The 19194-nt window shown below is 52.4% G+C and carries 19 protein-coding genes; 12 read left to right on the forward strand and 7 right to left on the reverse strand.

Annotated features, from left to right (window positions below; translation table 11 throughout):
- Window positions 1-19: 19 nt before the first annotated feature.
- From hisD to ACJJIO_RS04745, 5 genes are all read right to left on the reverse strand, one after another.
- Complete coding sequence (gene hisD / locus ACJJIO_RS04725) at window positions 20-1327, reverse strand: histidinol dehydrogenase (protein WP_444910296.1); 1308 nt, start codon at window positions 1325-1327, stop codon at window positions 20-22.
- Between the two features lie 16 nt (window positions 1328-1343).
- Entirely contained in the window at window positions 1344-1979 is a 636-nt protein-coding gene (gene hisG, locus ACJJIO_RS04730; RefSeq protein WP_444910297.1) for an ATP phosphoribosyltransferase, read from the reverse strand.
- Between the two features lie 59 nt (window positions 1980-2038).
- Window positions 2039-3301, reverse strand: a complete 1263-nt coding sequence (murA, locus tag ACJJIO_RS04735; protein WP_252082993.1) for a UDP-N-acetylglucosamine 1-carboxyvinyltransferase — start codon at window positions 3299-3301, stop codon at window positions 2039-2041.
- A 42-nt stretch (window positions 3302-3343) separates the two neighbouring features.
- The gene (locus tag ACJJIO_RS04740; protein ID WP_444884033.1) at window positions 3344-3577 is read right to left on the reverse strand and encodes a BolA family protein; all 234 of its coding nucleotides are present in this window, start codon (window positions 3575-3577) and stop codon (window positions 3344-3346) included.
- Window positions 3578-3664: 87 nt separating this feature from the next.
- On the reverse strand, window positions 3665-4318 hold the full coding sequence (locus tag ACJJIO_RS04745; protein WP_252082995.1) for an MlaC/ttg2D family ABC transporter substrate-binding protein: 654 nt from the start codon (window positions 4316-4318) through the stop codon (window positions 3665-3667).
- A gap of 414 nt (window positions 4319-4732) precedes the next feature.
- Between ACJJIO_RS04745 and ACJJIO_RS04750 the strand changes: the two genes are divergently transcribed.
- The 12 genes from ACJJIO_RS04750 to yjgA all read left to right on the forward strand — a co-directional run bounded on the left by ACJJIO_RS04750 (window position 4733) and on the right by yjgA (window position 14127).
- A complete protein-coding gene (locus tag ACJJIO_RS04750; protein ID WP_444902958.1) occupies window positions 4733-5704 on the forward strand; it encodes a KpsF/GutQ family sugar-phosphate isomerase in 972 nt (323 codons plus the stop codon).
- A 63-nt stretch (window positions 5705-5767) separates the two neighbouring features.
- A complete protein-coding gene (locus ACJJIO_RS04755) occupies window positions 5768-6307 on the forward strand; it encodes a KdsC family phosphatase (protein WP_444886965.1) in 540 nt (179 codons plus the stop codon).
- A complete protein-coding gene (gene lptC, locus ACJJIO_RS04760; protein ID WP_444910298.1) occupies window positions 6307-6873 on the forward strand; it encodes an LPS export ABC transporter periplasmic protein LptC in 567 nt (188 codons plus the stop codon). The genes ACJJIO_RS04755 and lptC overlap by 1 nt, the downstream gene beginning before the upstream one ends.
- A complete protein-coding gene (lptA, locus tag ACJJIO_RS04765; RefSeq protein WP_444886967.1) occupies window positions 6860-7408 on the forward strand; it encodes a lipopolysaccharide transport periplasmic protein LptA in 549 nt (182 codons plus the stop codon). Before lptC ends, lptA begins: the two co-directional genes overlap by 14 nt.
- Before the next feature lie 91 nt (window positions 7409-7499).
- Entirely contained in the window at window positions 7500-8225 is a 726-nt protein-coding gene (gene lptB, locus ACJJIO_RS04770) for an LPS export ABC transporter ATP-binding protein (protein ID WP_444886968.1), read from the forward strand.
- A 193-nt stretch (window positions 8226-8418) separates the two neighbouring features.
- Window positions 8419-9864 (forward strand): RNA polymerase factor sigma-54, encoded by a 1446-nt coding sequence (locus tag ACJJIO_RS04775; RefSeq protein WP_444910299.1) that lies wholly within the window; start codon window positions 8419-8421, stop codon window positions 9862-9864.
- 181 nt (window positions 9865-10045) lie between these two features.
- Window positions 10046-10336 (forward strand): ribosome hibernation-promoting factor, HPF/YfiA family, encoded by a 291-nt coding sequence (gene hpf / locus ACJJIO_RS04780; RefSeq protein ID WP_252083002.1) that lies wholly within the window; start codon window positions 10046-10048, stop codon window positions 10334-10336.
- A 3-nt stretch (window positions 10337-10339) separates the two neighbouring features.
- A complete protein-coding gene (gene ptsN, locus ACJJIO_RS04785; RefSeq protein WP_444910300.1) occupies window positions 10340-10801 on the forward strand; it encodes a PTS IIA-like nitrogen regulatory protein PtsN in 462 nt (153 codons plus the stop codon).
- 127 nt (window positions 10802-10928) lie between these two features.
- Window positions 10929-11789: an RNase adapter RapZ gene (gene rapZ / locus ACJJIO_RS04790; protein ID WP_444910301.1), complete on the forward strand. Its 861-nt coding sequence runs from the start codon at window positions 10929-10931 to the stop codon at window positions 11787-11789.
- Window positions 11790-11809: 20 nt separating this feature from the next.
- Window positions 11810-12079 (forward strand): HPr family phosphocarrier protein, encoded by a 270-nt coding sequence (locus ACJJIO_RS04795; RefSeq protein WP_252083005.1) that lies wholly within the window; start codon window positions 11810-11812, stop codon window positions 12077-12079.
- A gap of 106 nt (window positions 12080-12185) precedes the next feature.
- Entirely contained in the window at window positions 12186-13553 is a 1368-nt protein-coding gene (mgtE, locus tag ACJJIO_RS04800) for a magnesium transporter (protein ID WP_435583621.1), read from the forward strand.
- A gap of 64 nt (window positions 13554-13617) precedes the next feature.
- The gene (gene yjgA / locus ACJJIO_RS04805; RefSeq protein ID WP_444902961.1) at window positions 13618-14127 is read left to right on the forward strand and encodes a ribosome biogenesis factor YjgA; all 510 of its coding nucleotides are present in this window, start codon (window positions 13618-13620) and stop codon (window positions 14125-14127) included.
- Window positions 14128-14277: 150 nt separating this feature from the next.
- Here the strand turns inward: yjgA and msrB are convergent, their stop codons facing one another.
- Window positions 14278-14811: a peptide-methionine (R)-S-oxide reductase MsrB gene (msrB, locus tag ACJJIO_RS04810; protein ID WP_444910302.1), complete on the reverse strand. Its 534-nt coding sequence runs from the start codon at window positions 14809-14811 to the stop codon at window positions 14278-14280.
- 106 nt (window positions 14812-14917) lie between these two features.
- Window positions 14918-19189: a YhdP family protein gene (locus ACJJIO_RS04815; RefSeq protein ID WP_444910303.1), complete on the reverse strand. Its 4272-nt coding sequence runs from the start codon at window positions 19187-19189 to the stop codon at window positions 14918-14920.
- Between the last annotated feature and the right edge of the window lie 5 nt (window positions 19190-19194).

Here is a 19194-nt window from a genome sequence, read left to right on the forward strand (position 1 = left end):
ACCGCGATAAGGTATTCGTTTATTTCTTGATCCGAAAGGCGGCAGAGCGAGCATGGGCTTCCAACCCTTCACCACAAGCGAGGGTGGCAGCTACACGACCAAGCTGATCGGCACCTTGTGGGGAACAATAAATAATCGAACTGCGTTTCTGAAAATCGTAAACACCCAGGGGTGAGGAGAATCTCGCGGTACCACTGGTAGGCAGCACATGGTTGGGCCCCGCGCAATAGTCCCCCAGAGCTTCTGCAGTATAGCGGCCCAGGAAAATCGCACCGGCATGGCGAATTTGCGGCAACAAAGATTCAGGATCAGCCACAGAAACTTCCAGATGTTCGGGAGCAATACGATTAGAGATTTTTATTGCCTGCTCAAGAGAGTCCACCAGAATCAGAGCACCGCGATCCATTAGTGACTTGGCTGCTATTGTTGCGCGAGGCAACTCTGCCAGCTGCCGCTCAAGGGATGACTCCACCGCATCGAGAAATTCTGCATCAGGGCATAGCAGAATCGCCTGCGCCTGCTCATCGTGTTCGGCCTGGGACAGCAGATCCATCGCGATCCAATCTGGATCGGTGGCCCCATCACAAATAACAAGTATTTCCGAGGGCCCGGCGATCATGTCTATTGCCACATGGCCAAAGACCTCGCGCTTGGCACTAGCCACAAAGATATTACCGGGGCCAACGATTTTATCTACCGAGGCAATCGTTTCGGTGCCATAAGCCAGTGCGGCCACCGCCTGTGCACCACCAATAGTGAACACTTGATCCACTTCGGCAATCGCTGCCGCGGCCAGAACCAAATCACTGATCTCTCCCTCGGGAGCCGGAACCACCATAACCACTGAATCCACGCCAGCAACCTTTGCCGGAATAGCATTCATTAATACCGAGGAAGGGTAACTGGCTTTACCCCCAGGTACATAAATGCCAACACGCTCCATTGGAGTAATCTGCTGCCCCAGTACTGTGCCGTCTGCCTCGGTATAGCGCCAGGAGCTCTGCTTTTGGTGTTCATGGTATTCACGTACGCGCCGGGCGGAGACTTCAAGGGCCTCACGCTCCTCGACTCCAATACGGGCAAGAGCCTCAGTCAGCGCTTGTGAAGTTAAACAAAAGTCTTCTGCTCCAGTAAGATTACGGCGATCAAAACGGTTGGTATATTCAATAACCGCAGCATCCCCTCGACTGCGCACCTGCTGCAGAATTTCTGCAACTGTCTCCTCGACCTGTTTATTGGCCACCGCCTCCCAAGCGAGCAACTGCTTTAATTGCCCATCAAAATCTGTGTCAGTGGCACTTAGCCGACCAATAAACTTGCGAGTCATAACGTCTAAAAATCTTCTAGTTCTGCGCGACAGCTGTCGACAATTTTTCAATCAGCTCACTGATTGGCTGATACTTCATCTTCATGGCGGCCTTATTGACAATCAAGCGGCTACTGATATGCGCAATCATTTCACGAGCTTCAAGGCCATTGGCTTTTAAGGTATTACCACTATCGACTATATCTACAATTTCATCGGCAAGATCCATCAATGGAGCCAACTCCATTGCGCCATACAGCTTGATAATGTCCGCCTGCCGCCCTTGAGCGGCATAATGTCGCTTGGCGCTCTCAACAAATTTTGTTGCCACTTTTATCCGCCCCTTCGGTAGAGCGGCCCCCTTCACCCCTGCGGTCATCAGTCGGCAGCGCGCAATACCGAGATCAAGAGGTTCATAAATACCATCGGCATGATGTTCCAGCAGAGTATCTTTACCAGCAACCCCTATATCCGCAGCGCCATGCTGCACATACGTGGGAACATCGACACCACGCAAGAGAAGCAGGCGCACCCCCTCGCAGTTGGTGGGGAAAATCAGCTTGCGGCTTTTCCCTAGGTCTTCAAGTGGTTCCAGGCCCGCCGCTGCGAGCAGAGGTAAGGTTTCTTGCAGGATACGCCCCTTGGTCAAGGCGATGGTGATTTGCATAGTCATTATTAAGCCGGCTCTTTTACGAGAGCCGCCCCGACCAAAGGGGCGGCCGCCTCAACTTGCTAACCAGGTACTCGGCGAATACTCGCCCCCAGTTGCTGTAATTTTTCCTCAATACACTCATAACCCCGGTCTATATGGTAGATACGGTCGACTGTAGTAGTGCCTTCAGCAACCATACCTGCAATCACCAAACTTGCCGAAGCGCGTAAATCCGAGGCCATCACGGGTGCTCCTTTAAGCTTTTCGACACCTGTGACGAAAGCCGTATTACCCTCAAGGGTGATATCAGCACCCATACGGTTCAACTCATGAACCTGGATCAGCCGATTCTCAAAAATAGTCTCCACCACAGCCCCTTTACCCTCAGCTACGGCATTCATAGCGGTAAACTGCGACTGCATATCGGTGGGGAAAGCTGGGTAAGGTGCGGTACGGAAACTCACCGCCTTAGGGCGGTTGCCCTTCATATCCAGCTCAATCCAATCATCACCACAGCTCAGGTGTGCGCCAGCCTCCTCAAACTTCACTAATACCGCATCGAGGATGTCCGCACGGGTATGCAGAAGCCGAACCTTGCCACGAGCTGCTGCCGCAGCGGCAAGAAAAGTGCCAGTCTCGATGCGATCCGGCATAACGGTAAAGGTGCAAGGGGTCAACTTGGGGACGCCGTGGATGCGCATAGTGTCAGTGCCAACACCCTCTATCTGTGCCCCCATGGCAATTAGGAATTCTGCCAGGTCGACGATCTCAGGTTCGCGCGCGGCATTGTGCAATACCGTGGTGCCCTCTGCCAAAACTGCCGCCATCAGCAGGTTTTCTGTACCACCGACAGTAACCTTCTCCATAACGATATTGGCGCCTTTAAGGCGGCCATTAGAACGGGCCCGGATAAAACCACCGTCAATGGTTATTTCTGCACCCATCGCCTCCAGCCCTTTCAGGTGGATATCCACCGGACGACTGCCGATCGCACAGCCGCCAGGGAACGAGACATTGGCTACACCGTGGCGGGCCAGTAGCGGGCCCAAAACCAAAATAGAAGCGCGCATGGTTTTCACCAGCTCGTAGGGCGCCGTCAGATCGTTGACCGAACGGGGGTCTATTTCAACACCCAGCTTCTCATCAATTGTGACATCACACCCCATACAACGCAGCAGGGTGATCATCGTGGTGATGTCATTAAGGTGTGGCAGATTATGAATATGTACCGGACCATCGGCCAAAAGTGCTGCAGCCAAAATTGGCAGAGCGGAATTCTTCGCACCAGAAATTCGCAGGGTGCCGGAAACTGGGCTACCACCCTCTATTATTAACTTATCCATTCGGTCTCGTATTTCGGGAGTCGCCTGAATACAGGCGACAGGTTATCGACTGGCTTCTTCTGGAGTAAGGGTCTGCATTTGCACGGCGTGCAAAGTGCCGTCGGCAATTTTGTCATTTAGCGCCGCATAAACCAGCTGTTGCTTTTTCAAGCGGCTTAGGCCTTCAAAGGCGCTGCTCACCACAGTCACCATCAGGTGGCTACCTTCAAAGGCGACGTCGACATTACTCTCGGGGATATGACCCTCAATGAGGGTTTTGATTTCATCTGGTTGCATAGGTGGGATTTGCGTTAGTTAAAAAACATCACGCAAGTGTACTTGAATCATGGAGGGTGCGCAGCTGCGCACCCTGAAGTTCGCCGACTAGCTCACTTTATCGGCAACATCCTGTCCTGCGGACCAGTTGGAGATTACCTTGTCGATATCCCCATAAGACTGCATAGATTGAGAAAACTGACTGCGGAAAGTTTTACCCAAATTAACGCCATTTAAGATAACGTTAATCAGCTTCCACTCTCCAGCGCGGTTACGCACCAGAGTATAAGAAACTTTGGTAATACCCTCTTTGCTGCGCACTTCCTGCAAAACATTAACCCGGTTCCCACTGGGCAAAGTTCCCGGGTTGACCACTTTCACATCGAGGTCGCCAAAATTTGCTACACCCCGAGCAAATGTTGCCACCAAATCTCGACGAAAAGCACTGGAAAAACGGGAGCGCTGGGATGCAGTCGCCTGTTTGGCATAACGCCCCATAACACCGCGCGCGATAAAATCAAAATCCACAACCGGCGTCAGGACCCCTTCAATAGCGCTGTAATATCTCTGCGGATCAGAGTTGGCATATTGGGCATTTGAGCGAATCACACTCAACAGTTTTTGGGAAACCCCTTCAATCATTACATAGGGGTTTTGATCGGCATTCGCAGCGGGGACCACAGCAGACACCAATACTGCGCAAAGTACAAATCTTAGCCACCGGGAAAAACCGTACCGACCAATCCAAAATGATGTATTCACAAATACTCTCCAATTAGCAAATCATTCCTTGGACGCACACAGCGTAAATAAGTGCCATGACGAAGCTGCTGGCAATCAGTCCCAGTAAATGGGAAATTGTCGCTCATCCGCTGAGTGACATAGCTGACAGCAGCGGCGGCAGACTATACCATGACCGCGCCCGGTGGTGTGGCAGTGTACGAGCGTGTCATTTGACACTCCGGCAGGCGAGCGGTTTTCCTACATGCCTGTTGGGTGTTCGTATATAGATTAGCACGACAATCGCAGGGACAACTGCGTCAAACATAAGAGATAAAGTCTGCCCCCTAACGCTCAAAGGGCTCACCATTAAACCGGACGAAGATAAGTCATCACTTTTTTACCTTATAAAATTAGAAACTATTAAATTAGAAGTCAGTTATTCAGAGGCACCCAATGACCCAGGATTTGATATTGCAGGCCGGGCAGCGCACCGTGCGAATGGAAACGGAAGCTGTTGCCGCACTGGAACACCGGATCAACGGCGACTTCCAGCGCGCCTGCGAGATGATCCTACAGTGCCCCGGACGTACCATCGTAACTGGCATGGGTAAGTCAGGGCATATCGGGCGTAAAATAGCGGCTACCCTTGCCAGTACTGGCACCCCAAGTTTTTTCGTTCATCCAGGGGAAGCGAGTCATGGCGACCTGGGAATGATCACTCGAGACGACTTGGTGATAGCCATCTCCAATTCAGGCTCTTCCGCTGAAGTACTCACCCTACTGCCACTGTTGAAGCGCCTGAGCATCCCCATGGTCAGCATGACTGGCAAGACAGATTCTCCCTTGGCGCAGGCGGCAGAGGTAAACCTGGATATTTCAGTGCAAACTGAAGCATGCCCCTTAAATCTGGCACCAACCTCATCAACCACTGTCACCTTGGTTATGGGTGATGCTCTGGCCGTGGCCCTACTGGAGGCGAGAGGCTTTACGGCTGAAGACTTCGCTTTCTCTCATCCTGGTGGAGCACTTGGCCGACGCCTGCTACTGAAAGTCGAAGATGTTATGCACGCAGGGGAAGAACTACCTCAGGTCCAACCCGATACTTTGCTATCTAAGGCCCTACTGGAAATGACCAGTAAAGGGTTTGGTATGACCACTATCGTCGACGTAAAAGGAGAACTGCTTGGCGTGTTCACCGACGGGGACTTGCGCCGCGTAATCGATCACAAAATTGAATTAGATAAAGCCACTATGGAACAGGTGATGAGTCGCCGCCCCAAAACGGTATCCGCCGAGACCCTGGCTGCAGAGGCACTACGCATTATGGAAGATTACAAGATCACCGCGCTGGTTGTGGAGGATGAAGCCCACCACCCGATCGGTGTATTACATATGCACGATATACTGCGCGCCGGCGTAATCTGAGATAATCAAACAATTTGCAGGGCCCATTAGTGCTCTAAAAAACAGTAAACAAGGACAACTCTGGTGGTTTCAGAAGAAGAAATAAACGCAGTATTGCAGAAAGTACGCTGGTTGGTATTGGATGTAGATGGCGTCCTCACCGATGGCAAGCTCTATTTCGACAATAACGGCAATGAGCTGAAGACCTTCAATACACTCGATGGGCACGGCATTAAAATGCTGCAAAATTCCGGGGTTCGCGTAGCCATTATTACAGGGCGACGCAGCTCAGTAGTGGAACGCCGCGCTCACGATCTTGGCATCACTAAACTGATCCAAGGGCGCGAGGACAAATTTATAGCACTGCAGGAGCTCTTAGCCGACGAGCCATGCCGCTTAGAAGATATCGCCTATATTGGCGACGACTATCCTGACCTTCTGGTTATGACCCGTGTCGGCTGCCCAATAGCCCCTCCCAATGCAGCCCCTCCAGTCAGAGAGCGCGCCCTGTGGATAACCCGAACCCGCGGTGGTGAAGGCGCTGTACGCGAAGCCTGTGACCGAATTATGCAGGCCCAGGGAACATTTGACTCTGCACTTGCCCCCTATATTGGTGAGCAATAATGCGTACCTGGCTACCGCTGCTATTAGTAGTGTCGCTAATCAGCGCTGGCCTATGGCTTTCGGAGAGCCCGCCAGATCAGCTGCTGGGAATCCGCCCTACCCCCCAGCAGCATGACAAAGCGGCAGAACTGATCATCCGAAACGCCAAGACACGCCACTTTAATGAGGAAGGAAATCTAGCCTATCGCGTGGACGCAGACCAGATAACCTACTACCAGTTTAAACGTCGTGACCGGGCAGACCTGACCGAACCTCGCATGGTTTTTTACCAAGATGACCAGCCTAAATGGCGTACCGAGTCTCGAGAAGGGGTGGCACACAATCGTGGTGAACGAATAGTCCTGAGTGGCGATGTAGAAATTGATGAACTACCCATCCCTGGTGGCATCAAATTGGAAACGTCCAGTATTACGATCCTGCCCGCGAAGGAATTCGCCGAGACAGACAAAGTTGTTACTATAAGCTCTGGCCCAAACCGCACCACCGGCAAAGGCATGCGCGCTTACTTGAATGAAGACCGGATGGAAATCCTATCCGATGTAAAGAGCATCTATGACACTGACTAATTACCGCCATCTGTTAAAAGTCACCACCATCGCAGCGCTCCTGCTCACAGCCTCATCGGCTTTTGCACTGCCTGAGGACCGCCAGCAGCGGATCAATATAAGCTCTGATGCAATGAATGCAGGTCTAAATAATAACCTAGTGGTATATAGTAATAATGTTGTTATAACTCAGGGATCTTTAAAAATACAGGCGGACCGCGTTGAGGTTTACTTCACTCCAGAAAAGGAAATTAGCCGTGTAGTGGCCGTGGGTAAACCCGCACATTTTCAGCAAAAGATCCTCCAGGGTGAGAACCCCGTAAAAGCCCGAGCCCAACGCATTGTATACCGAGTGGGCTCTGAGGAGTTGCAACTAACTGGTAAAGCCCATGTTGACCGGGAAGGCAACACACTGACAGCGGAAAAAATTGACTACGATCTCACTACCGAGCAAATGAGTGCCAAGGGCCAAACAGGGAAAGGGCGTGTAGAGATGACCTGGAAGCCCGAGAAGAAAGAGAGCTCTCAAGACGCCAATGATAATCAAGGTCAGTAACTCCCCAGCTACCACCCCTGTATAAGTAACAAATATTATTGCACCGGCGGGCATCACTTAGCCCGCGGCATGGATAGATTCGGTACACACTATGCCAACGCTCAAAGCGTTACACCTCGCGAAACAGTATAAAAAAAGAAAAGTCGTCCAGGATGTCACTGTCAGTGTTTCCAGTGGACAGGTCGTCGGCCTCCTCGGCCCCAACGGTGCCGGCAAAACAACCTGCTTTTATATGATTGCCGGGCTGGTGCAGGCCGACGCTGGCAGGGTGATGATCGACGATGAGGATATAACCCGGCTATCCATGCACGGACGCGCACGCAAAGGTATCGGTTATCTCCCCCAAGAAGCCTCTGTATTTCGCCGCTTGACGGTAAAAGACAATATCTTAGCAATCCTTGAAACCCGCAAGGACCTCTCAAGAGACGAGCGGCAACAACAGGCCCAAGCACTACTTGAGGAATTTAATATAACCCATATCGCGCAAAGCCTGGGTATGGCCCTCTCTGGTGGAGAACGACGCCGAGTTGAGATTGCCCGCGCTCTGGCCACCAACCCCGGCTTCGTCCTGTTGGACGAGCCCTTTGCTGGAGTAGACCCCATATCGGTGAACGATATCAAGGAGATCATCCGCCACCTGCGTGATCGCGATATTGGCGTACTAATCACAGACCATAATGTTCGCGAAACGCTGGATATCTGTGAGACCTCTTACATTGTCAGTGAAGGTCATATCATCGCTGCAGGCACGCCGGATGAGGTTCTCGCCAACCAACAGGTGCGCGAAGTTTATTTGGGACACGAATTCACTATTTGAGGCTAACCACCAATTTCTGTCCTTAAATTCTTCACTTAAGACGGGAATAATCATAATTCTGGAAACATAGCACCAGCTATCATGCCAGGACCGGCACGCTTATTGCTTGTAATAGATTGAAGAGAGGGGTAGTCTGCGCCATCTTAGGACAATTTGATCGACACCCTGTCTTATCGGCCTGCGGCGCTCCACTATGAAGCAGTCTCTCCAGCTCAAGCTCGGCACACAGCTGACCATGACCCCCCAGTTGCAGCAAGCAATTCGCCTACTGCAACTCTCCACACTCGATCTGCAGCAAGAGGTCCAGGCAGCACTGGACAACAACCCGATGCTGGAAGCGGATAGCGAAGAGCAATCCGTAAAGGTGGATGAAAATCAACCACAGCCTGAGCAAACACCGGAAAACACAACAAAGCCGGTAGAAGAGCGCGAACTGGCCGAGGGGGACTGGGACCAGGCAATTCCTGATGAGCTGCCCGTCGACTCGCGCTGGGATGACATCTACACCAATAACAGCGGCAGCCACGAGTTAGATTCCTCCAGCTATGAGCGTAACTCCACCTCGATCGGCCTTCAGGATCATCTACGCTGGCAGCTGAACTTGACCCCCTTATCTGAGCAGGATAAGTGGATCGGTGAAAACTTAATTGATGGCATAGCCCCCAGCGGCCTCCTTGGCACTTCTGTGCAGGATGTCGCCACCTCTTTATCGATCGATGAAGATGAGGTGCTCGCGGTTCTGAAGGCTATTCAGCAGTTTGATCCCGCCGGCTGCGGGGCTCGGGATCTCAAAGAATGCCTGCAATTACAACTACAGCAGTTGCCCCCAAATACCCCTTGGCTAAGCCAAGCGCAAAACATTATTGAAAAACACTTGGACTTACTTGGCAAAAGGGATTTTCGCCAGTTGAGTCGACGCACACGACTCACTGAAGCCCAGCTAGGCGAGGCCATTCGCCTAATCCAGACCTTAAACCCCAGTCCGGGAGAGAGCTATGGTGGGCAAGAACCAGACTATGTAATTCCAGATATTGTCGTTTCCCGCAAAACCCTTCGCTGGCATGTAGAATTGAATGCAGAGATCACCCCAAAGATCCGCATCAATGACCACTACGCCTCCCTGGTTAAGCGTGCCGACAACTCCAGAGATAACAATTTTTTGCGGGATCACCTGCAAGAAGCACGCTGGTTTATGAAAAGCCTGCAGAGTCGCCACGAGACTTTACTGAAAGTAGCCAACTGTATTGTCGAAAAGCAGCAAGGTTTTTTTGAGGAAGGCCCGGAAGCCATGCGACCTATGGTGCTGGCAGATGTTGCCGAATCTATTGGCATGCATGAATCGACCATATCCAGGGTGACCACCCAGAAATACATGCTCACGCCTCGCGGCGTGTTTGAGCTCAAGTATTTCTTTTCGAGCCACGTCAGCACAGACTCCGGTGAGGATGCCTCTTCAACCGCTATCCGCGCACTGATCCGCAAGCTGATTGACGCAGAGACCCCGCGCAAGCCGCTCTCAGATAACAAAATTACCCTAGAGCTCGATAAACAGGGTATTAAAGTAGCCCGCCGCACTGTGGCGAAATACCGCGAGTCAATGGGAATTCCCTCCTCCAGCGAGCGAAAACGCTTGGTCTGAAGGGGCCGCTTGGGTTTCGACTCATGAGGTAGGCCAAGTCATAACCTGGCACCAATTACTACACCTTCGCAACCGAACTCCAAACTTTGAGTGTATCCTTCCATTCTGGGCCACTTCCTAGTAGGGTTGCGACCCGAAAGGAGGCTCGCCGTAATGTGATGCACCTGGTAAGGAGAAATCCATGCAGATCAATATTAGTGGTCACCACGTCGACGTTACCTCGCCAATGCGCAGCTACTGTGAGAACAAGCTGGAAAAGCTCTCAAGGCATTATGACAATATAACCAACGCGCAAGTCATCCTATCCATAGACAAGCTGATCCAGAAAGCCGAAGCCCGAGTACATATCAATGGTCACGATCTTTGCGCGGGTTCGGAAGACAAGGACATGTATGCGGCCATTGATTCGCTTACAGACAAACTGGACCGCCAACTGAAAAAACACAAAGAGAAGTTGCAGAACCACCGCTGAACTATGACACTGGAAGCTTTACTCTCTCCCCGCCTCAGCCTTTGCCATCTGGCGGGGAGCAGCAAAAAAAAATTGCTGCTCAATATTGCCCAGGCTGTAGCCGAACAATATCCACAGCATGACTCTGACACCATATTCAACCAACTGATTGCGCGCGAGCGTCTAGGCTCCACAGGAATTGGCGAAGGTGTGGCTATCCCCCACTGCCGTCTTCCTGGATGTGAGCACCCCATTGGCGTGCTCTGCACTACAGAACCCGCCATAGATTTCGACGCTATCGACCGACAGCTTGTCGATCTGCTCTTTGTCTTGCTGGTCCCTGAAGATTCGGAACAACAACATCTCGATACACTGGCAGAAATCGCTGCGCTCTTCTCTAACAGCCAGGTCCGGGACAAGTTGAGGCAGGCTGACACGAGCGACGCACTCTACGCCCTAGCTATAGACTCAGCCGCAGCAGCCTGATTCTAGCTTTGCGCTCATATCCTGGTAATCCGATTCCGGAGTCACGATTTATAAATTACCGCCAGGAATATAAACACCATTTAATTAACGATTAAATGGTATAAAGAGCTAAAAAGAGGGGGTCCCCATGCGCTTGATTATCATCAGCGGCCGCTCCGGCTCTGGTAAAAGCTCCGCACTTCAACTACTCGAAGATGCGGGCTTTAACTGCATCGACAATCTGCCGATTAGCCTGCTACCCGAACTCATCAAGCGGGCTGAGCAGCAAACGCCTAAAGGGGACACCCCCCTTGCTCTGGGAATAGACGCTCGCAATCTCTGGCAGGATATCAAACAGGCCCCCCGAGTTATTGAAGCCCTGCGCAGTACCGGCGTAGAGTGTGATGTAATCTACCTGGACGCCCGCGAACCTGTACTGGTACAACGTTTCAGCGAGACCCGCCGCAAACACCCCCTGAGCAATGATTGCACCCACTTACTCGAAGCCTTGAAACAAGAAAGAGAGCTGCTAACACCCGTCTCAGCCATGGCGGATATGGTGATAGATACCAGTAGCCTCGGTTTGCACGAGTTACGGGAGCTGATTAGAAGCCGCGTAGTGGGCGGACATTCGGAAGGGATGGCAATACTTTTCCAGTCTTTCGGCTTTAAATATGGGGTGCCAGTGGATGCCGACCTGATGTTCGACTTGCGCTGCTTACCAAACCCCTACTGGGAGCCCAATCTTAGGAAAAAAACCGGATTGGACCATGAAGTAGCCGAATTTTTACGCTCCCACCCCAAAACTAACAAGATGGAAGCAGATATCACCGGTTTCCTTGAGAGCTGGCTACCCTCTTTCCAGGAGAGCAATCGCAGCTACACCTGCATCTCCATTGGCTGCACCGGAGGGAGACATCGCTCAGTTTATATGGTTGAACAACTGGCGCGCACTTTTCTCCACAAATTTGGCAATATTCAAGTCCGTCACCGCGAACAACAGAGATAGTCCATACAAATCCGCTACCTATGCAAAAACAGCGCCTCACCATCATTAACAAGCTCGGGCTGCACGCTCGCGCAGCCAGTAAGTTTGCCCAAACCTCTGCCCGCTTTTCTTCCAACATCAAAGTGCACTGTGGCGATAGATCGGTGGATGGCAAGAGCGTTATGGCGCTTATGCTACTTGCCGCCGGGCAGGGTACAGAGTTGGAGCTGGAGGTTGAGGGCCGTGATGAGAGTGACGCACTCGGAGCTATCAGCACTCTCGTCTCAGAGCGCTTTGGAGAAGCCGAGTAATTTGCAAAGGCGAGCGGCTCTGGATAGAGTCCGCCATGGCGTAATAACGCCGCGACTTTCTTATGGTCTCTACTCCCTAAACACCGCTGAGCAGTAAGGATTTATCGTGTCCAGCCCACCCCAAGCCGAAATCAAGTTCCGCGCGCAAAACCAACTCAGCGAGTTGTTCGCCGCCCTCGATAGTGGCACCGGGCAGGAAGTCCGGCGCATGCTCAAAACCCTGACCCCGCAGAGTATTGCGCAGCTTTTGGAAAGCTCCCCCCCGCGTATTCGCCAGGTTCTGTGGAACCTGATCGATCGGGATGTCGAAGGTGAGGTACTGCAAGAGCTCACCGATGAAGTGCGCAGTCAAATCCTCGATACCATGGATACCGAGGAGATGGTGGAGATTATGGAGGGGCTGGATGCGGACGATATCGCCGATATCCTTCAGCAGCTCCCCGAACGTGTCGTCTCTGAAGTCCTCTCAGCAATGAGCGAAACCGACCGCCTGAGGGTGGAAAGCGTACTCGCTTACGATGAGAATACCGCTGGCGGCTTAATGGACACCGATACTATCTCGGTGCGCCCCAACTTAAGCCTGGATGTGGTGCTGCGCTACCTGCGCCGCCATGAGCAGTTGCCGGAATCCACCGATAGCTTATTTGTAGTCAATCGACGTGGCCAATATATCGGGCTGCTACCGCTTTCAAAGCTTCTCACCACAGACCCCTCTGTCACGGTACGCGAGGTCGTCAATACTGATGTGGAGCCAATTCCCGCCGATATGCGCGATACAGAGGTGGCCCGGCTGTTTGAAAAGTATGACTGGATCACCGCACCAGTAGTGGATGAGCACAACCGCCTACTGGGTCGAATTACAATCGACGATATCGTCGATGTTATTCGCGAAGACGCTGACCACTCACTGATGAGTATGGCGGGCCTCGATGAAGAAGAGGACACCTTTGCTCCGGTAAGGCGCACTGCGCGCAGGCGCGCCCTCTGGCTCGGTATTAATCTGCTCACAGCCCTTCTGGCCTCATGGGTAATCAGTCTGTTCCAGAATACGCTGGAAAAAGTCGTTGCCCTGGCGGTATTGATGCCGATTGTCGCAAGTATGGGGGGGGTGGCCGGCAGCCAGACACTCACCGTGGTGATCAGGGGCATGGCTCTGGGCCAGATTGGCAAAAGTAACCTCAGTTGGCTACTCTCGCGGGAGCTCGGCTCTGCATGCCTTAATGCCCTGCTTTGGTCTCTGGTGATGGGGCTAATCGCTGCACTCTGGTTTGACGACATTACCATTGCGGTCATTATTGTTGCGGCCATGGTAATCAATTTGATTGTGGCAGCGATGGCAGGAGCAATCTTACCGGTTGTATTGCGGGCAATAAAAATCGATCCGGCATTAGCCGGTAGTGTCGCACTGACAACCGTCACCGATGTGGTGGGGTTCATGTCCTTCCTTGGCCTCGCCACCTGGTATTTTGGCTGAAAGGCAATACACTCCCCGCTCAAACAGAGCCGGTACAATCCGGAACTTTTATACGGAACTGAAGATGTACGAATACGATGATGAAGACCTGCCCAAGAGCAAGACGCAGGTAAAACAGGAGATGCACGAGCTGCAGGCCCTGGGGAAGCAATTAACCGAACTATCTAAAGCCCAGCTCGCCGAGGTGCCCATTGATGAGGATATGCGCGAGGCAATAGACACCTTGGGGCGAATCAAGTCCAACGAGGCTCGCCGTCGCCAAATGCAGTATATTGGCAAGCTGATGCGCAGTGCAGATCACGAAGCGATAGAAGCCGTGCTGAATAAATTTAAAGAGCGAGACCAGCAGCACCTGCGCTTCGATAAAATGGCCGAAGACTGGCGCAGACGCCTACTCGAAGAAGGTAATAGTGCCCAAGGTACCTTTTTTGACCAGTACCCCCAGGTAGACCACCAGCATTTACGGCAGTTGGTACGCGACTCCCTGCGTGAGATCAAAAACAGCAAACCACCCAGCAATCAGCGCAAGCTGTTCCGCTACCTGCGTGATTTCTTTATTCAGGCATCACAGTAGTTCTCATTCACCCACCGCATGTCACACGGGCGGCCCTGCTCCGCCCATAAACTCCATTGACTTATACCAAAGCCAAATTGCATCAATTAAAACTACAAAAGAGTCTCGCTCAAACCAAAAATCAGACAAAGACAGTATGAGATCTAGCGATTATTGTTTGACATCCCCGGCCGGCTCAAAATCTAAGGCCAGCGAGTTCAAGCAATACCGTAGGTTTGTCGGTGGTGGACCATCCTTAAACACATGCCCCAGGTGCTCTCCGCATTTGGACAATACCTCTGTACGCCTGAGCCCCCAACTGAAATCATCCTTTAATACGATATTCTGCGGAAAGGCCACATCCCAAAAGCTGGGCCAACCAGTACCCGATTTAAACTTGTGCTTTGAACTAAAAACCGGCAGACGGCAGCCTGCGGTGACATAAACACCTTCTTTTTCGTTGTATAACAATTTGCCACTAAAAGCCCGCTCCGTATCTCCCTGCCAGAGAACCTTGTAACGGTCCTCGGGGAGTAGCTGCTTCCATACCGACTTGGGGATCTGCTCTAGCCCTTGGCCTTCGGCTATACGTGATTTGGCTTCCGCCACTGTCATATTCTGGATTCTTTGGTCATCAGCCTCAGAGCAGGCCGATAGAATCAGGGCAAACACCAACAGGGGCCATAAGGCCGGGGACCTCACCATCTTGCAAACTCCTGTCCTCACTCAGTTATACCTACCTAATAGGATAGAGAACTAGATGCACATGCAGTTGAGCTCTTTCTGGAAGTGTATCCTCCCAATAAGCAGGCTAAGAGCCCGCTTCATTCGCCAAAGGAGGCGTTGGTGCACGACTGATTCCCTGATCCGGTTTTGCCTGTTTCCCAGCAGCCTCAGAGGCGGCCCCCTGACGCTCTGCACCATCTCCATCAAAGAGTCTCTCGAAACGCATTTGAGGGTCAGCCCAGTCACCGCTGATGCGATAACTCACACTGGCCATCTTCTTCACCTGCTTTTTAAACGCTTTACTAATGAGATAAACCCCTGCCGCAGCCGGCAATCCCCCAGCAAGAGCGGCAACCAGGGCTAGGTTGTTACTTACCGGCAAAGTCGCCACCAGGGTCAAATCCAAATCTTCCCGCAATAAATTGACCCTTCCCGCCATCTGCAGCTCACTGGTTGGCCCCTCAACCTGAATAGGCACTGCAATCAACAACTGCCCATCCCCTTCGAACACGACCTCTCCACGCACCCGGTCGAAAGCCATACCACTCTTATAAAGGTCGGAGAAATCCAAGCGCAAGCGGCGCGCCCAGGTATCGAAATTAAACAGCGATAACAACCGCAAGACCGTTGAGCCAGCAGTACCGGTGGAACGAAGGAAGCGGCCATCACGAATATCTATTTTCAAATCTCCGGAGAGCAAACTACCCTTGGCCATGGCCGGAGACCCATCCCAGCGCAAGGCTGTATCAAAGGTCGCAGACTTACTTTCAATAAGCGGTTCATGCCCCATCTCACGCTGAATATCAGCGAGATCATCTGCTGCCAGGCGCCCAATAAATTGAGAGGAATTATTGCCCTCCGCATCGCGCATCCACATCAATTGCGCTCCCAAGGCTTTTTCACCACCACCACGTCCCTGCAGATGGAACCCGCGGACACTACCGCGAATATCGCTTAGAACCAGGCGGTCTTCGGATGGCCGAACTTCAAAAGACCAGCGCCCGAGCTCCTCACCCCCCACTCGCAGACTTTCCGTGCTGAAATCCAGGGCTGGCAGCGTCTGAAAATTAAAATCTGCCCAGGGGTCCAACAACTCTTCCGCAAAGGGCTGCTCAGCCAATGTAGCGCCGGAAATAGTCTGCCTTTCTTCAGGAGCAGGAAGGCGTAAATGCGCCAACTTTAAACGCAGAGGTTTTTGCCCACCGAGCGTTCCCGAAAGTCTTCCCGCCGCCATTTCACTATCAAAATCTAACTGCCACTTTGAACCCACTCCTCCGCCTGTGACATGAATATGCTCAATAGCCACTGTTCCCAATTGCAGGCTATCTGTGCTTAGGTCAAGACTAATCGGCAGTGGACTGGAAACATTGTCAGTTGTCTGTCCACTTTGGGGAAGTGCAGTCAGGCCATCCAGGTTGCTTGCTTGCACCTTATGAATCAGTGATGGTGCTTGTTCGGGCTGAGCGGATGACTCTTCGACAACCGATGAGTCATCTCGGTAAACGCCCAATAGCTTTTCCCAGCGGGGTAAATCAACATTGGAAATGTCGCCAAGGATACTCACCCCTCTTTCTTCTGGTAATTTCGCCTCGGCATTGAGCGCAATAGCCGCTCGCTCAAGAGCTCCGTCCACCAGCCAAAACTGCCCTTGCAGGTGCTCACCGTAATTCAGGTGAAATAAGCTGCCCTGATCACCAATGGGGGCACGCAATACAAAATTCGTTTTACTTTCAGAGGGCTTAGCCAGGGGCTCCGGAAGGTTTACCGCCACACCAGCAAGATTTGAGGTCAGCTCGAAAACTGCAGCGTAGGGGGCCTCTTTAGATTTTGCTGGGATGGTAATAAGTGCCTGGTAACCCATGGTACCTTCAAGCCATCTCAGCTCGGGACGCTGGCTCCAGCTGTAGATCGACTCAGTACTGGCACTGCCATCCACGACCACCTGCGTATCGCGCGCATCGGTATCACCTATATGACGTATGCTCGCATTTATTGGCCGCCCCCAGAGCTGACCTTTCAGCTCAGTACCTTCGAGTCCTGTATCGCTGTCAAAAATGACATCACCAGCCAGAGCCTCAGCATGCAAGCGCAGATTTTGCAGCTGTAAATCACCACGACTCAACTGCAATTCAACTCTTTGAGCTGGTGATACTGAAGCACCACCCAGGGGCTGAGTGAGGTTCAGCTGCCCGCGAATATCTCCCGACAACAACCACTCATCAAAAGCATTGCCGAGCTGTTTGCGCAAAGGGGATTCGCGCAACAAGCGCAAACCATCAGCAGCCGGCCCCTGAAGCTGGGCGGTCACATCCAGACGTGAGCCTTTATCTTTTTGTGGGGTTACTTCCACTAAAACTTTATTCGCATCCACTCCCCAAACACGGGCCTTGTCTGCACTGACAGAAACATTGCCATCATCCAGCCTGAGTAGGCCATCAACAGACTGAACCTTAGGCCATTCGTCGGCATACTTAAGATTGGCGCCAGAAAAGTCTGCAGCCAACTGTACTGTTTGACGCTTATTGTGAGCCCCCAGCGCACGTAGTGACTCATCCTTGCCATTTTTGCGATAACTGCTGCCACGGTAAATAAATGCGGCAGTCTCAACCCGACCAGGATTTCCGTTGCCCAGCCCCTCATTCAACCAACTGCGCAAGTCTTCACTGACATTTGTCGGCACCAGCTTCTCTTGAACGCCAACATCCGCATCACGCAGAGAAAGCGACAGGAGTAAATCCGTTGGACGACTCTGAGGATGGAAAGGCAGGGACAACAAAAACTGCCCGCGAACTTCGCCCAGATTTCCATCTAATAGCAAAGGGCCAGAGAAGACATTGATTTCATTCGAATCCTTACTAAGGCTCCAGGCCAAAGTACCGCTGGCTTGCTCAAAAGAGAATGCCTCGGAGTAAAGATTTGGAAACCCTGCTTGCAAGTTCGAGCCATCCAATTCCACCCGGCCATCGTTACCGGCAAACTCCATGTAGCCACTCAAGCCGGCCACTGATGGCGCACCGCGGAATGCCTGCGTGCTGATATTGTGCAAATTGGCACTCAGGCTCACCGCACCTTGCGCTTCTTTGCGCAGCTGCACGCGTCGCAACTGGCCAGAAGGCTTCAGGGACGTCAACCACTCGCCTGCAGCACCCTGCAAAACATCCAGCCGAGTGAGAATATCGCTCCATCCCGCTAAATCGATCACATCTGCGGACAGTGCTACTCCCTGAAGGTCGTTACTAACCTGCAGGTTTAGCGGCGGCATCTGCAAGCCCTGCCAATCGATTTGGGTATCCTGTAAAGCCAAACGCCAATGTTCACCGGGCAGCCAGCGACCAGAAATATCTCCAGAAAGCGCCCGTAAAGGTGCCATTATGTGATCTCTGTTTTGTACCAGATCACTACTTTCATGCTGACTTTTGCCCTGACTGCTTTTCTTCGGCGCCTCTTCTGGCTGATCCAAGTTTGATACCTGAGCAAGGTCTACTCGTCCGACCAACCGATAACCACTGCTCGCATCGCTATGCAGCCACAGGCGTCCATCCGCCCACTTACGCCCACTCCAATGAAATCGGTCGGGTAGAGGGGTCAACTGATGGAGTAGTGACACAATATCCTGGTCCAACAGCAGCTCATTGAGCTGCATATAACCTCGCAGTGAAAATTGTTTTTTATTGCGCGGGTTACCACGCCCCTCCAGCACCAGGCGGAGAGTCTCAGTGTTGCTAGCCTGCTCTTCGCCTTCGCGGGAGATAAAAGCGCGGGCCGTAAGACGATGAAAATCACCTCGGTTTTCCAGAGAAATTTGTGGCAAGTTGAGCTCGGCAACCTGCTCATCAGGCAGCCTGACAGTGATTGCCGCATCGCTAATCCAGACCTTGGGGCTCAACTGGAAAAGTCGTGCCGGGTCCGCTGCCTTGGGATTGGACACAACCCTGCCGTCAGGCTTTAGGGAGATATCGGGGAAGCCGTCCAGACGCCACTCGCCCTGCTCATCTCGGCTGAGTCCAGCCGTAAAGGCGTGCATTTGCAGGTCTTTCCACACCAGCTCACGATTCCATAGGCTGGCGAGCAAATCCAGTTGGAACAGGCCGTGCCCCATACGCAACTCGCCCTTCTGCCCAAGGCGCAGGCCGTCGAGCTGTAATGAGACTTGCAGTGCTTCCCAGCGCAGGGAGATACGGTCCATCTGTACCGGAACCCCCAGCTGACCGCTGAGCCAGCGGCTGATCTGCGGGCGATATTCCTCAACTTGAGGCGATAGCAGGCGCCCGGTTTGAACAAGGATTGCCAGGGCAATCACCAAGCTTACCGATAACAGCCAAAACTTTCGCGCAAGCCAGCGCAATAAGATCATCATCACCC

It is taken from the genome of Microbulbifer mixtoriginis (SeqCode) (assembly GCF_052467235.1).